We start from the raw sequence: 15023 nt of genomic DNA on the forward strand, positions 1-15023 counted from the left end.
GTTCAAGAAAAACTGGGTAAATCCATCACCCATTTTTTAATTTGCTGGCGGGAAATTTTAATGCCGTTATTTTTAAACTGCTTAGGTAGCAGATAGTAAGCTACCGGGCGCTGAAAAGAAGCCAGTTTACCAATCAACCATTCAGGTAATGTATCAATGACCTCAGATGAATTACTGTCTATCACCGCGACAGGGCGATAACCAAATTCATAATCGGGGACGGGAACAATAAAGTTTTGCGCGACCTGCGGGTGGGTGTTAATCACCCGTTCAATATCTTCCGGCTGAATCCCTTCTCCACCGCTGAAAAATTGATTATCCATCCGACCAAGTATCCGCAATTCACCATTTTGTATCACTCCTCGATCACGGGTATGAAACCAGCCATCACTATCAGCTAACGGTTGTAATTTACCATCCAGCCAATATCCGTTAGCGAGGCTGCCAGAACGAATCTGAATTTCTTCATTTATCAGCCGAATTTCTTTGCCCGGTAAGGGATTGCCGACACCGGGAAGATCATCAGCCCGTTTAATGCATACGGTTGAAGCCAGTTCGGTCAAACCATAACTACACCAACAACGAATACCTTGCCGCTCCGCCCTTTGAGTCAATTCAATGGGGATCATTGATCCACCCAAAAGTACTTCTTTCAAATTCAGTGTCTGATTTTGTGAAGACTCCAGTAACCGCCAAAGCTGAGTTGGAACCAATGATGCGTGAGTACAATCTGCCAAAGAATGATCTAACAGACTGGTATTTCTGAGCACTAAAGAGGCCCCTTTGATTAACCAGCGCCAAATGATCCCCTGACCAGATACATGAAACAATGGCAATGAAAGCAACCAGCTATCTTGCTGCTGAAAATTGATTACTGAAAGTACATCTTGCGCACTGGCAAGATGAGCATGAATCGAGTGAACAGCCGCTTTAGGCAACCCGGAAGAGCCAGAGGTCAGTATCATACTGGCCGGACGCATAGCATCCCATGCCACTGAATTATCATCAGAATTCAGTAGTTCACTTTTCCAATCGAGGGAGATGGCATCCATCACAGGCAAACTGTCATCACAAAAATCAGTCACGAAATCGATATTCAAATGCGGCAGTAATTGAGCCAAGAGTATTTCAGGCAATTGAGGATTCAGTGGCAATACCCGCGCACCACACTGTAACGCAGCAAGATAACAAAATAGCATCTCTTCGCTGTTTTTCCCCCGCAGCATGACGCTACTGCCTTCAACCACTCCTTGCCGACGAAAATTGGCCGCTATCTTATCCAGAGAAATAACTAATTGATGCCAGGTTAGGGAACGATCACGCAACTTAACAGCCATATTTTCGGGGCTAAACGATGCCCAGTAGCGCCACGGCCACTGGGTAAATAGATTTAACTGCGCCATGCGATTTCTAACTCGTCCAATCCTGTTACTGGCATCGTGCTACCCGGCCAACGGCGTACTAACTGAGACTGAATCAATTCCAACGTATCCAGTCCAGGAATAGTCGCTGGCGTCAGCCAATGAGCAATACGGGCAAGCTGAGTCAAACCGAAGCTGGTTTCAATACTGGAGCTGATCACCGCTTCCAATCCCGCATTGTGCGCGGCTGAAATCAACTGACGGCAACAGGCAAGGCTGCCAATCAGAGTGGGTTTAATCACAATAGCCGTCACCCCTGCCTGTGCCGCTACGTTAAAACCTTCATCACGAACGCTTTCATCCCATGCAATGGCGATCCCTGTATCACGGGAAAAAGCGAGCGATTGTTCCGGGGTTTGACAAGGTTCTTCCAAAAAGGCAATTCGGTGGCGGTAATCAGGATTGACATACTTAGCGAAACTGTCCGCTTTAGCACGGCTCCAACTACGGTTAGCATCCAGCCGCAAAGACAAATCCGGTACCGCTTCCAGCAAAATATTCACTACCATGCCATCACGTACAGCTTCATACAGTCCGATTTTCACTTTGGCGACTTTTTGCCCACTCATGTTACTGAGACAAACAATCAGTTCATCAGGATCGCCATTACACAGAGGCGCTTTCCGATAGTCAGCATCTTGCGGTAATTTACCCTGCAATTCAGCTAATGCGCAGCTAATCCCAAATGCGACAGAAGGTAATTCACTTTCATCAGGTTCAGCGCCAAGGCGCCACCGTTTAAGCCATGCCACCGTAGCTTCACCTGCCTGTTCAACTGTTTCTTTGCTGAATTCCGGTAGTGGTGCAATTTCACCCCATCCCTGTTGACCATTTTCCTGTAAGTGAACCAAAAAACCATCACGAGTTTTAAGCCGCTGATACCGCAGGATAACACCAGCCTCCATTGGCAATCTGAACCGATATAAAGTTGCAGTACGCATTATGGATTACGTTTAAATTTACTAAAATCAGGGTGGCGTTTCTCAACGAATGCATTACGCCCCTCCTGCCCCTCTTCTGTCATATAGAAAAGCATGGTGGCGTTACCTGCCAGCTCCTGCAATCCAGACTGACCATCACAATCCGCATTTAGAGCCGCTTTTAAGCAGCGCAGGGCCATTGGGCTATTTTTCAGCATTTCACGACACCAGCGAACGGTCTCTTTTTCCAGATCCGCATAAGGCACAACGGTGTTAATCAACCCCATCTCCAACGCTTGTTTAGCATCATATTGACGACACAAGAACCAAATTTCGCGGGCCTTTTTCTGACCAACAATCCGTGCCATGTAAGATGCTCCCCAACCGCCGTCAAAAGAACCCACTTTAGGCCCGGTCTGACCGAAAATAGCGTTATCAGCAGCAATAGTCAGATCACACACCAAATGCAGTACATGACCACCACCAATCGCATATCCAGCAACCATAGCAACGACGGGTTTTGGACAAGTGCGAATCTGGCGCTGGAAATCCAAGACATTCAGGTGATGCATGCCATTGTCATCTTTATAACCACCATGATCGCCACGGACTTTTTGATCTCCACCGGCACAAAAAGCTTTTTCACCCCTACCCGTCAGGATAATCACACCGATATTGTCATCATAACGGGCATCATCCAACGCCAACATCATCTCTTTAACCGTCAATGGCCGGAATGCGTTACGTACTTGCGGGCGATTAATGGTGATTTTAGCCATACCATCGGTAGATTTGTGATAAAAAATATCTTCAAACCCTTCGGAGTAGTCCTGCCATAGAATTGGGGCATAAAGTTCTTCTTCGCTCGGGTAAATCATATTCGTATTCCTTATACATTAAAGAGTGATAAAAAATGGTTTACTTCCGCAGCAAACGCCACCGCGTTCGCTCGGTGAGCATTATGCCCAACACGTGGAATAGTTTGCAGCGGTAAGGCGCAATGTTTTGCCAATTGCTGGAATTTCTTATCATTTTCGCCACACAGATAAACAAAAGGCAACCTCAATTGTTGCAGTACAGGTACTAACCAAGGTTGATGTCCAAGTGAGGTATTTTCCAGCATATTAGCCACACCATCGCCATTATTATGACGGCGTATTTTGATCAGTTGCTGACGCTGTTCAGGTAATAGATCAGAAAAAACCGGCTGCTGATACCAATCAGATAAAACCTGTTCAATCGGCTGAGAACGAAAACGTCCGGCCCAATTTCTATCGTGTTCGAAACGATTATTGCGCTCCTGTTGGGAAAACAATCCAGGATTTCCTCCTTCGATCAGTAACCCACATAATCCCCGCATATCACCATAACAGGCATGATACATAGCAATACGGCCTCCTAATGAGTAGCCCATCAGCCAATATTTGCTAATTTGCTGTTCTGCCAATGTTTCAGATAAAAGACAACTCATATCCATAAGATCTTTTACCCGCACGTCAGTAGAATCACCGTGACCGGGCAGATCGATGACCAATGAGGGATGCTGAGCGCACAGATTCACTAACGGCAACCATTCATCACTACAGCCTAATAATCCATGCAACCACATCAACCAAGGGCGATCATTGTGACTATTGAACTTGCGACAAGCCAGACTCACAATATTGACACCTGTTTTAACAGTTGTTGCAAACATTCAGCCCCTTCTCTCTCCTGCACTTTTAGCTCAACCAACGTGGTTTCATTTTGTTGCCATGCCTGTTCAATACTTTGTTGCAACTCTATCCAACTTTGTGGGCTGGCATATTTCAAGCCGAACATCGCCGCAGCATGATCAAAATCAACCTGCTGAGGCATACAGTAAAAACGTTGCCTTGCTTCTTCCGGGGTTGGTAGTAAAGAGAAAATCTGTCCGCCGTTATTATTTACCACGATTAACACAATGGGTGAGGAAGGATGACGCAACAGTGCCAAGCTATTGAGATCATAAAGCGCCGATAAATCACCGATAATAGCCAAAGTGGGCTTTGCTGTTGCCCGTTGCACACCCGCCGCAGTGGAAATTAATCCATCAATGCCGCTAGCGCCCCGGTTACTGTAAACCGGATACCCAGCCGGTAATTGCCCCAGCGCATCTATCAAACGAATAATCAGGCTGTTACCGACAAACAACTGCCCTCGTTCAGGCAGTAATTCACGCAATCGATAGGCCACAGTTGCTTCACCGAATTTCCCTGCCAACTCTATTCTGACGCAGTTAACGGCTTTTTCTGACCAGACAATAAGCTCTTCTGCCCACGATGTATGCAATTGCGCCCACGGTATACGCGACTGCGCGGGATGAGCCAGTAACCAGTCAGCAATATGACAGGTTAATTTTTTGCCACGATGATTGGCAGGATCAAGCCGGCCTGGTATTGGATCAATAATCCAAAACTCCTGCGGCTGGCATTTCGCCTGCCACTGTAACAAGCGTTTCCCTATCAAGCTGGAACCAAACTGCACGACCAGTTGCGCTTGCGCTAAAATCTCCTGCACATGAGGATTATCCAGCCATAAATCGGCACAAGGCAATGGCTGCCCAGTTTGTGAAAGCACATTGCCAATCAGCGGCCAACCCAATGCCTTTGCCCATTTAGCAACATTAACTCCCTCTTCGGCACTCATTCGACCAGCCAATACAATGCCTTTTTTCTGTTGCCAACAGTGCCAATCCGGTACTTCCGCCACAACATTAGCCACTGGCTGGCTTAACCAAGGTTCGTTGCTCTTCCACCACTCGCCTAACTGCTGCTGCCACTCACCATAAGCAGGCTCTTCATTACCATATAACGGCTCAGCAAATGGGCAATTAATATGCAAAGCCCCGTGCCGCAAATTCGCCATACCATGATCTATGACAGAAACCAGCCAACTTGCCGGTATATCTACAGTCGGCCTTGGCAAAGAGATTGTTTGGCATGGATAAGAAGCAAAAATACCATTCTGACGGATAGCCTGATTCGCGCCACAATCCATCAATTCTGGCGGCCGATCAGCCGTAAGGAAAACCACGCGTTCACCCGTTAAACTGGCTTCAATTAATGAAGGATAGAGATTTGCCACTGCGGTTCCAGAAGTCACAATGACGGCAACCGGCTCTCTGCTTGCTTTGGATAACCCCAGTGCCAGATGCCCTAATCCACGTTCGTCAAAATGAGTATGACAAATCAGTTTGCTATTTGCCGCGGCAGCTATTGTCAAAGGCGTGGAACGTGAACCGGGCGCAATGCAAACATGACGTAATCCATGACGAGTGAGTGCTTCCAATAAAAGCTCCGCCCAGCGGCGGTTAAATGCGCTGTTTGACATAGTTTACTCAGAGAATTTCTATAAAAGCTGACTATTAGCCTAACGGCACAAATAATTATTTCTTTATCCTAGTTCAATGAATTGCCACTTAATCGGAGATTATTTTCATTCAACTCTTCACCTTTCAGTAAAGTGCGCAGCCCGGCAGCTTTATTCTCTATCTCTATCCACTCCTGTTGTGGATCAGAACCCATCACAATCCCGGCACCGGCATATAGAGAAAGTAAATTGTTGTTAATTTCTGCGCAACGCAGGGAAACCGCAAACTCACTCTGTTCACAGGAAAGATATCCTGCGGAACCCGCATACCAATCACGACTGAATGGTTCGCTATCACCAATAAAATCACGCGCCGCTTCACGAGGTAATCCAGCAACAGCCGCCGTTGGTTGTAAACGATGCAAGCAATCACTATCACGATCACTCTCTAACTTTCCCTGAATCCGACGCCGTAAATGCTGGACTTTTCGCAAACGAATCACATCTGGCGGAGCCACATCGACAGAAACCACAGCACCTTGAAGACGCTGGCAAATATCATCAACAACGAGCAAGTTTTCATGTTGATTTTTTTTATCTTCCAGCAACCATTGCCCCAATTTTTCGGCGTGCTGAGTATTATCAGAATTGGCAACCGTCCCCGCTAGCGCCTCTGTATAAAGTTGAGTCTGCTTACGGTAGTAAAGCCGTTCTGGCGAAGACGCCAAAAATGCCTCATGCCGATTAAACGCCAACATAAAATGATAACAACGGTGATTTATCTGGCGGCTCGCTGCCATAAATTGGGCAGCCGCTAAAGGCTCACTCAGTATTAACTGCGTCTTACGCGCCATCACAACCTTCTCCATCTTACGATGGGTGATAGTCTCCAAAGCCAGCTCAATCAAGTCACACCACCGGGCGCGTTCCGGTATATTCTCCGCATTCACTACCACTGCCTGTAACGCGGAGAATTCCCGGTGCGGAACTAACTGTTGCAGGAATTCCTGTGCATTTCTCACATCCTGTCGGCCAGCTATATTCAAATACAACCAGCTTTCGTCACGGTAGCGACGTAATTCGATACGGGGTAAAAACAGATAACCCGCGTCCCCTGCTTCGGATCGCGTAATACGAGCGGGTTGAATCCGATCCCAGGCATTCAGCCCCCAGATCCGTATCTGTGGAAATTGACGGTTTCTGTGCAAAAAATTTTCGGCTGAAACAATATCACTGAAAAGATAGATTTGCCCACAAGCAGCGACCTCTTCATGGCCCTCTCTGTGATGCCAATAGAACTGCGGATAATGAGACTGCGCTGCCAGCCATTCCAGCCAGTAAGCGCTGCAACCGGCTGGCAGAGGAAATGAAATCTGTTGGATACCAACTTCACTAATTTGTTTATTATTCAGTATGTTGCATACATTAGCGACAACATTAGCAATTTGATTCATCACTTCTGCCCCAAAAGACGTGATAAAAAGTAAGATTATACGGGGCATTAATAATAATTAAAGTCCTGATTATTTATGTAGTTATGCTTGTTCGATTCCGTTAGTGATATGCCATTATCCCAATACTGAAACAAGCTACATCAGACGTTTTGTCCTTTAGATAAGGAATATTAAGTTCATTAGTATGATCAATTCTTTCGATGCAATTTATAAAAAAACGACTCTTTTACTTACTACGGAAAATTTACTAAATAAATAGCGTTATTATAAACCAAGAAATAAATATTTATTTTTATAAAAAAACCGCGCTATAAAAAAACATATATTATTTTCACAATAGCCAAATAGAATTATAAAAAAATCCACCTTATTTGTTAATTCTAATCTATTGTGTGAATAATTAACAATTTAATTGAAATATAGATCTGAAAATAACAAAAGACTTTATTCAATAACATCAGAAAAATAGGTTACGACCCCATTTTTTTTAAACATGCCATAAATGACAAATCAAAAAATATTTAACTCATTCTTTATAAAAAGACTATATTACCCACTTTTTAAATTAATAAGGTGAAAATCACATAACCCCCACATCACAAACCAACACAACTAATTGTTTTAAAATGACTTTTATAAAACAACATTAAAATTTTTTATGTTTTTTACATTAACATCAATTAAAAAATGAAATTTAAAATCATATAAACAAGAAAAACAAAAGATTGTTTTCACATTTCATGACTAAAATAATAAAAATTCATATTATTTAATTCCATACATTAGATATACAAAAACCATAAACAATTTCATTTAAGATTAATGAAAACGACAAAAAATTATTTAATAAAACTCATAAATAAAACTATTTTTTCAACAATCAACCACGAAAATATGTGTATTTTTAATTCAGATTATTCAATAAAAAATACAACATTAATTTAACAACATGAGTATTATGACTTTCGGTTGTGCCTTGATGTATCTAATAATTTTTCAATAAAGCAAGAACCATTAATGGAGAAATATATGTTATTAGCTCAACTTCCAGCGGAAAAAACACTGAACGAAACAGATATTCCCTCGGCTACCTTGCAATTACTGACTGGTAAACAAGAAGGTGTTGCCCGCCCCGGAGGAATATTTACCAAAGAAGACCTGATTAATATCAAACTGTATGTCAAGAAGGGCCTATCACTACCTTTTAATCTTGAGGAAGTGAAGAGCTATCTCGGCTACCAAAGAGTCAATATCGCTGGACTGGAACCAGAGGATATTCACACCTTGTTTGAAGAAATCCGCATCCATTCTCTTAGCTGGAGTGAAGTAGAAAAAGATGTTCTACAACAGAGCATTGACCTGGAAGTTATTGGTCAACAAATTACCGAAGCCGGAGAGAATATACTCAGTATCATCAATGAAATGCCAATTATTGAACGCATCAAGAGAAGATTGGGAGATCTCTCAAAAAGACAACTTTCCGAGATCACTTATACTCACGAAGACAGAGAAGTATCGTATGCCCTGGTAGAAATCCTCGACACCATGAAGAGTGATATTGAGAAACAACGGCGAAAAACTGAAAAAGTCAAAAACGAAGTATCCGATTTCAAACTAAAACTGATCGGTGGCAGGCTGTCAAATGGCAGTATTGCTATGGGCTTGCAACCACAAGTTGAAAGTAAAAGAAAGCTGATGAGAGACAATAAAATGTCAGTCAGTATCGGAGATTTGGACGAAAAAATTATCGAAAAGAAAGCGGAAATCGACCAACTCAAGCAAGATTACAATAAATTCGTTGGCCTGGCTTTTTCTGGTATTGCCGGAGGGATTATAGGTCTCGCGATTACTGGCGGTATTTTTGGTGCTAAGGCAGAAGAAGTACGTAAACTGAAAAATGAACTGATCGCAGAAGTACGCAGCCTGGAAGATAACATTAAAGGTAAACGCGCCCTACAAAAATCCATTACCACTTTATCTCTTGATTTTAGCGACATTGATACCCGTTTGCTGGATGCAGAAGTGGCATTGAACCATTTAGATTACATGTGGCAATCCATGCTAACTCAAATCAATGCCTCCAGGGATAAATTCTCTCAGATTAACGACGCACTAAAACTGACCTCTTTCATCACTAAATTCCAGCAAGTGATAAGCCCTTGGAAAGAGGTAGAAGGCTCCGCTAAACAATTAGTCAGAGTTTTCGATGAAGCGTTAAAAGAATACAAAAATCGCTACAACTAATTGTTTCCTCTCGTATGACATAAGAAATAGAAAAAAGGAGTATTAGAATGAGTGAGATCATCACTTTTCCACAGCAGACTGTTGTTTACCCAGAAATTAACGTAAAAACCTTGAGTCAAGCAGTGAAAAATATCTGGCAGCTGTCACACCAGCAAAAGTCAGGCATTGAAATCATTCAGGAAAAAACACTACGGATAAGCTTATACAGCCGTGACCTCGACGAAGCAGCTCGTGCCTCTGTGCCTCAATTGCAAACTGTCCTGAGACAACTCCCCCCTCAAGACTACTTCCTGACCCTCACTGAAATCGATACAGAACTGGAAGATCCCGAATTAGATGATGAAACTCGAAATACTCTTTTGGAAGCACGCTCAGAACATATCCGCAATCTCAAAAAAGATGTCAAAGGTGTTATTCGCAGCTTACAGAAAGAAGAGAACCATATGGCAAGTAGGATTGCCGATGTGAGCAATGTCGTGATTTTGGAACGCCTGGAAGGTAGTCTGAAAGAGGAACAAGAACGAAAAGCAGAGATTCAGGCTGATATTGCGCAACAAGAGCAGAATAAAGCCAAATTGGTTGTAGATCGCAACAAAATCATCGAAAGCCAAGACGTTATACGTCAATACAATTTGGCTGACATGTTCAAAGACTATATTCCCAATATCAGCGATCTGGATAAACTGGATTTAGCCAATCCTAAAAAAGAACTGATCAAACAGGCAATTAAGCAGGGAGTTGAAATTGCTAAAAAGATTCTGGGCAATATTTCCAAAGGATTGAAATATATAGAATTGGCTGATGCCAGAGCCAAATTGGATGAACGAATCAACCAGATAAATAAAGATTGCGACGACCTGAAAATCCAATTAAAAGGAGTAGAACAACGGATTGCCGGTATAGAAGATGTGCACCAAATCGACAAGGAGAGAACCACATTACTACTTCAGGCAGCTAAACTAGAACAAGCATGGAATATATTTACCAAACAATTACAGAACACCATAGATGGTAAAATTGACCAACAAGATCTAACCAAGATTATACACAAACAGTTGGGTTTCCTTGATGATCTGGCATTGCAATATCACTCGATGCTACTGAGCTAAGCACTAAGAAGACTCATTCTCCTATATAAGAGATAAAAAATAGGAGATAAAAACAACCCGGTAGGAATAAACCTTACCGGGTCAAGTTATTGACCAACCCATTTAAAAACATCCCCAAAGACATAAGCAAGGCCGCACGTCTGCTAGATTGGGAGCATAATATCATTACGCGAAAACTGAAAGATTTTCACAAATCTACCCTTCTAATAAGCATCAATCCTGCATTATCGATTGTGTCACATGATCGATTGTATTGCATGATCGAGTGGTGTTTTAATGCTCGTCACCATTTTTTCGATATAAATTAGGAGAATGTAAATGAGCAAGCTAATTCTGTCCTCTAATATGTTGTTGAAAGAGGAACAAACTGTTTCGTTGACCCAAGTAGACCTAACCAAAGAAGACCCATCTCTGCTGGAGTTGCTACAACAGCAAATTGAAGCCGAGGACAGTCTCACGCAACAGACCGGACCACGTTGGTATCGCTCTGGTTTCGGCCCTAAACCAACTCAAGGCGGAACGTATATTTCTGGTACAACCTTAGCTCCCCTGAACGGACCGGTGCCTTCAGGAATTGTGAACACCATTCAGTGTACTTATGACCGAATCAATTGGGCTGGCTGGCAAAATCAAATCACGCTGCGTCTTTTCATCACCACCCCGGATAATTCTGCTGCATGGGAAGCATTTCTGGATGTAGCCAGCGGCTCAGCCACGATCAATGCCGCAGGAGCGAATGTTCCAGCAGACTGTAGGATTACCCTGCAAATGAAAGTCGGAAATATCACGGGCGGGTTGTATCAGCCGCCGTACATTTCATCCTATGACTGCTGGGTAAACTACAACTAACACGAACTGTCGAAGATGCACCTTTGGATATGTGCCAAAGGTGCATTGATAAATACGTTGTTTACTGTGAAAGATGTTATCCTGAATATATTCTTGAAGAAGTCAGATTGGATGCGATAATTAAAGAAATGGACTTTAATTTTAATACCATTAATATATTTCTTACCCTCTTTGGTTTTAAGCCTAAAAATCAAATACAAGAAAAAGGAAAAACGAGAAAATCAGAGTATCGATTTAATGAAAATGGATAAATTTAAATTACAGGCTCTAAAAAAATAGCTTTTAATAGCTATTTAAAACCTGCTCACCATAAAACCATCAGTGAAAAATGAGAAAAATAATTAACTTTATCAATGATTATAAATAACGTTTCATAATTTTACTACACATGACCATTTTCAACTCATTGTTATACATATAATTATAAGTGACATAAGATGTATAACCATTTTGAAATCTCATTTATACCCCGTAAAAAAGGCAAATAAGAACATAAAATATTATTAAATGAATTTACTGATTTATTTAAACATCATTTAAATAGACATGGCTTTAAGAGAAAACCTAAAATCATATGGCGAGACTATTTTAATAAATAAAATATTTTATTTTTATAGCCCAAGTCTTTTCAAAACTGACCCGGTAAGAATAATCTTACCGGGTTTTTATACTCCAAATAATCCGTAACAACTGACTGGCTATTTAGAGAATAATTTTCGCTTGCTGTATCACATCAATCAGCGGTTGAGGCCAGATACCTAGCGCTAATACCAATAATGCGGAAACCAGAACAACGATCCCGCCGGCAGTCGATGCCCAGTTCCTTGGCGTGTCGCGGTTAAGGGCCTTTGGCGCAGGCAGGTACAAACTGACCATCACCCGCAGGTAGTAATACAAACCGATAGCACTACCTACCACCACAGCCCCCGTCAGCCACCACAGTTCCGCTTTCACACCCAACACAATGACGTAGAACTTACCAATAAAACCAAATGTCATTGGTATCCCCGCCAGCGACAACATCATCACCGTCATCACCGCAGACAGAATAGGTTTATGCCAAAACAGGCCACGATATGAGTAGAGGGAATCTGCATCCGGCCCTTTATATGGGCTGGACATGAGGCTAACAACGCCAAATGCGCCGATACTGCTAAACAGATAACCTGCCAGATAGATACCGACCGTCTCTTCTGAAAGCTGGTGATTCTGTACCGCCACCAGCGCCACCAACAAATAACCCAGGTGAGCAATAGAAGAGTAACCAAGCAGACGTTTGATATTTGTCTGGGTCAACGCCATCAAGTTACCGAACAGCATAGAAGCAATGGCAATAACGGTTAATACTGTGCGCAATGCTTCGCTATCCGCCATTGGCGCTTCAACAAACAAGCGCACTACTACCGCGAAAATCGCTATCTTGCTGGCTGTCGCCAGGAAGGTAGAGACCGGAGCCGGCGCTCCCTGATAAACATCCGGTGTCCAGAGATGGAAAGGAACCAGTGATAATTTGAAGCCAAGGCCAACAACCAGCATACCCAAGCCTGACAGTATCAAAGGTTGATAGATATAGCTGTCAGACAAACGATGCCCCAGTGCGGCAAAAGAGAGATCGCCTGATTCCGCATATAACAACGCTATACCAAATAGCATGAAAGAAGAGGCTGCCGCAGACAGCAACATATACTTGATAGCCGCTTCCAGAGAGCGTTTCTGGCGATATGCATAACCAATCAAACCAAACAGCGGCAAAGTTAATAACTCAATACCGATAAACAATGACGCCAGGTGGTTTGCACAAGCCAGAAGAATCCCACCCACTGTCGCAATTAGCACCAGCAAATAGAACTCTTCTTTGTTATCTGGATAATTTTCTAACCAAGAATAGGCGAAAGTCGTCGTTGCTAAACTCGCAACCAGCACGAGACCGATATAGAGCATAGCATAGCGATCCACATGAACCAGTGGAGTGACATCCATCGCTTCTTGCTGTCCGACAAAATAGAGAGACAGCAGAGCCAGATTCAAACCTACCACGGTCAGAGTGGTGTTAATAAAGTGATCGCGTCGCCACGCAATGGACAGCATCACAACCACTACCGTCAATCCGACGATCAACAGCGGTAACAGCGCGATCAGTTGTTGAGGAGTTATTGTCATGGCGAATTACGGCCTTGTAGTTGAAATTGAAGCTGAATACCAGGTCTGGATGTTATCCATCGCTGCCGCTGAAGTATCAAGGATAGGTTGTGGGTAAAAACCCATCACCACCAGTAATATCAACAGCACCATTACAATGGATATTTCTCGCATATCCATCCGTCTTAGTGGTTCGTCTGATTTTGCCTCACCGTAGTAAGCACGCTGCATCATATACAGGGCATAAACAGAGGCGAAGACCAGACCAAATACAGAAATCGTTATAATTAACGGAAATTCACTAAAACTACCAAACAGGATCATAAATTCACCGACGAAGTTACCGGTCCCCGGCATTCCCAGTGTCGCGACAGCAAAAGAGAGCGATAACGCAGGCAAGAACTGCACACGTTTCCACAAGCCCCCCATGAGATTCATATCACGGGTATGTAAGCGCTCATAAAGTTGCCCACAGAGAATAAACATACCTGCGGCTGACAGACCATGAGCAATCATCTGAATAATTGCCCCCTGGTAAGCAAGCTGGCTGCCAGAATAGATCGCGATTAACACAAACCCCATATGAGAGATACTGGTATAAGCAATCAAGCGTTTGATATCTGTCTGGCTGAACGCCATCCATGCGCCATAGAAGATCCCAAGCACACCGAACCACATCGCAATCGGTGTGAACTCATGAGAAGCTTCCGGGAACAACGGCAAAGCAAAACGCAACAGACCATAACCTGCGGTTTTCAGCAAGATGCCGGCTAAGTCAACAGAACCCGCTGTCGGCGCCTGACTGTGCGCGTCAGGTAGCCACCCATGTAAAGGCACAACCGGCATTTTTACCGCAAACGCAATGAAGAAACCGAGCATCAGCAAGTATTGAACGGTGTGTGACATTGGTGTATTCAGCAATTTTTCATAGCTGAATGTCCACTCGCCTGTCCCGTTATAGTGAACCAGTACCAGCGCCATAATCGCAATTAACATCACCAAGCCACTCGCCTGAGTGTAAATGAAAAACTTGGTCGCCGCGGTGATACGAGTCTTACCGCCTGAGCCTCTGTGTCCCCACAGTGCAATCAGGAAGTACATCGGCACCAACATCATTTCCCAGAAGAAGAAGAACAGGAACATGTCGATAGCGAGGAACACCCCCATCACACCACCCAAGATCCACAGCAGGTTCAAGTGGAAAAAGCCCTGATATGGCTGATTTTCCGTCCATGAACAGAGAATAGCCATCAGCCCCAGTAGTGCGGTCAACACCACCATCAGCAGCGATAAGCCATCCAAAGCAAGGTGAATACTGATACCAAAACGTGGGATCCACGGCATAAGAAATTCCTCTTGCCATTGAGGTATCCCTTGTGGATTAGCCAAGGTATACCCCCCCTGCAACCACAGTTGCAGAGAGAGCACCAGAGTCAACCCCATCGAAATTAACGCGATCCAACGCGGTACACGGGTACCGAAGCGTTCAGCCTGCCAACTCAACAGGCCACCGATGAAGGGCATAAGAATTAGCCAAGGTAATAGCATGGCGCAATG

At 43.5% G+C, this 15023-nt stretch carries 11 protein-coding genes; 3 read left to right on the forward strand and 8 right to left on the reverse strand.

Annotated features, from left to right (window positions below):
- Window positions 1-2 precede the first annotated feature (2 nt).
- The 6 genes from menE to menF form a co-directional block, all read right to left on the reverse strand.
- Entirely contained in the window at window positions 3-1403 is a 1401-nt protein-coding gene (gene menE / locus EAE93_RS17330; RefSeq protein WP_214040207.1) for an o-succinylbenzoate--CoA ligase, read from the reverse strand.
- Complete coding sequence (gene menC, locus EAE93_RS17335; RefSeq protein ID WP_214040208.1) at window positions 1391-2362, reverse strand: o-succinylbenzoate synthase; 972 nt, start codon at window positions 2360-2362, stop codon at window positions 1391-1393. The genes menE and menC overlap by 13 nt, the downstream gene beginning before the upstream one ends.
- Window positions 2362-3219 (reverse strand): 1,4-dihydroxy-2-naphthoyl-CoA synthase, encoded by an 858-nt coding sequence (menB, locus tag EAE93_RS17340; protein ID WP_036811894.1) that lies wholly within the window; start codon window positions 3217-3219, stop codon window positions 2362-2364. Before menB ends, menC begins: the two co-directional genes overlap by 1 nt.
- A gap of 11 nt (window positions 3220-3230) precedes the next feature.
- On the reverse strand, window positions 3231-4004 hold the full coding sequence (gene menH, locus EAE93_RS17345; protein ID WP_415186300.1) for a 2-succinyl-6-hydroxy-2,4-cyclohexadiene-1-carboxylate synthase: 774 nt from the start codon (window positions 4002-4004) through the stop codon (window positions 3231-3233).
- A complete protein-coding gene (gene menD / locus EAE93_RS17350) occupies window positions 3998-5692 on the reverse strand; it encodes a 2-succinyl-5-enolpyruvyl-6-hydroxy-3-cyclohexene-1-carboxylic-acid synthase (RefSeq protein WP_214040209.1) in 1695 nt (564 codons plus the stop codon). The genes menH and menD overlap by 7 nt, the downstream gene beginning before the upstream one ends.
- Before the next feature lie 68 nt (window positions 5693-5760).
- The gene (menF, locus tag EAE93_RS17355; protein WP_214040228.1) at window positions 5761-7125 is read right to left on the reverse strand and encodes an isochorismate synthase MenF; all 1365 of its coding nucleotides are present in this window, start codon (window positions 7123-7125) and stop codon (window positions 5761-5763) included.
- A 1017-nt stretch (window positions 7126-8142) separates the two neighbouring features.
- On the opposite strand from menF, the gene EAE93_RS17360 reads away from it, so the two are divergent.
- From EAE93_RS17360 to EAE93_RS17370, 3 genes are all read left to right on the forward strand, one after another.
- Window positions 8143-9369: an alpha-xenorhabdolysin family binary toxin subunit A gene (locus tag EAE93_RS17360; RefSeq protein WP_214040210.1), complete on the forward strand. Its 1227-nt coding sequence runs from the start codon at window positions 8143-8145 to the stop codon at window positions 9367-9369.
- 47 nt (window positions 9370-9416) lie between these two features.
- The gene (locus EAE93_RS17365) at window positions 9417-10478 is read left to right on the forward strand and encodes an alpha-xenorhabdolysin family binary toxin subunit B (RefSeq protein WP_214040211.1); all 1062 of its coding nucleotides are present in this window, start codon (window positions 9417-9419) and stop codon (window positions 10476-10478) included.
- 318 nt (window positions 10479-10796) lie between these two features.
- Window positions 10797-11327: a hypothetical protein gene (locus tag EAE93_RS17370; RefSeq protein ID WP_036811904.1), complete on the forward strand. Its 531-nt coding sequence runs from the start codon at window positions 10797-10799 to the stop codon at window positions 11325-11327.
- A 702-nt stretch (window positions 11328-12029) separates the two neighbouring features.
- Here EAE93_RS17370 and nuoN read toward each other — a convergent pair.
- Window positions 12030-13487, reverse strand: a complete 1458-nt coding sequence (gene nuoN / locus EAE93_RS17375; RefSeq protein WP_036811909.1) for an NADH-quinone oxidoreductase subunit NuoN — start codon at window positions 13485-13487, stop codon at window positions 12030-12032.
- 6 nt (window positions 13488-13493) lie between these two features.
- Window positions 13494-15014: an NADH-quinone oxidoreductase subunit M gene (gene nuoM / locus EAE93_RS17380; protein ID WP_105398088.1), complete on the reverse strand. Its 1521-nt coding sequence runs from the start codon at window positions 15012-15014 to the stop codon at window positions 13494-13496.
- Window positions 15015-15023 lie beyond the last annotated feature (9 nt).

Source organism: Photorhabdus akhurstii, from assembly GCF_018448925.1.
Classification (GTDB): Bacteria; Pseudomonadota; Gammaproteobacteria; order Enterobacterales; family Enterobacteriaceae; genus Photorhabdus; species Photorhabdus akhurstii.

Coding starts and splice junctions, on each gene's coding strand:
- menE (WP_214040207.1), bottom strand. CDS start 1,403: ATGGCGCAGTTAAATCTATTTACCCAGTGGCCGTGGCGCTACTGGGCA.
- menC (WP_214040208.1), bottom strand. CDS start 2,362: ATGCGTACTGCAACTTTATATCGGTTCAGATTGCCAATGGAGGCTGGT.
- menB (WP_036811894.1), bottom strand. CDS start 3,219: ATGATTTACCCGAGCGAAGAAGAACTTTATGCCCCAATTCTATGGCAG.
- menD (WP_214040209.1), bottom strand. CDS start 5,692: ATGTCAAACAGCGCATTTAACCGCCGCTGGGCGGAGCTTTTATTGGAA.
- menF (WP_214040228.1), bottom strand. CDS start 7,125: ATGAATCAAATTGCTAATGTTGTCGCTAATGTATGCAACATACTGAAT.
- EAE93_RS17360 (WP_214040210.1), top strand. CDS start 8,143: ATGGAGAAATATATGTTATTAGCTCAACTTCCAGCGGAAAAAACACTG.
- EAE93_RS17365 (WP_214040211.1), top strand. CDS start 9,417: ATGAGTGAGATCATCACTTTTCCACAGCAGACTGTTGTTTACCCAGAA.
- EAE93_RS17370 (WP_036811904.1), top strand. CDS start 10,797: ATGAGCAAGCTAATTCTGTCCTCTAATATGTTGTTGAAAGAGGAACAA.
- nuoN (WP_036811909.1), bottom strand. CDS start 13,487: ATGACAATAACTCCTCAACAACTGATCGCGCTGTTACCGCTGTTGATC.
- nuoM (WP_105398088.1), bottom strand. CDS start 15,014: ATGCTATTACCTTGGCTAATTCTTATGCCCTTCATCGGTGGCCTGTTG.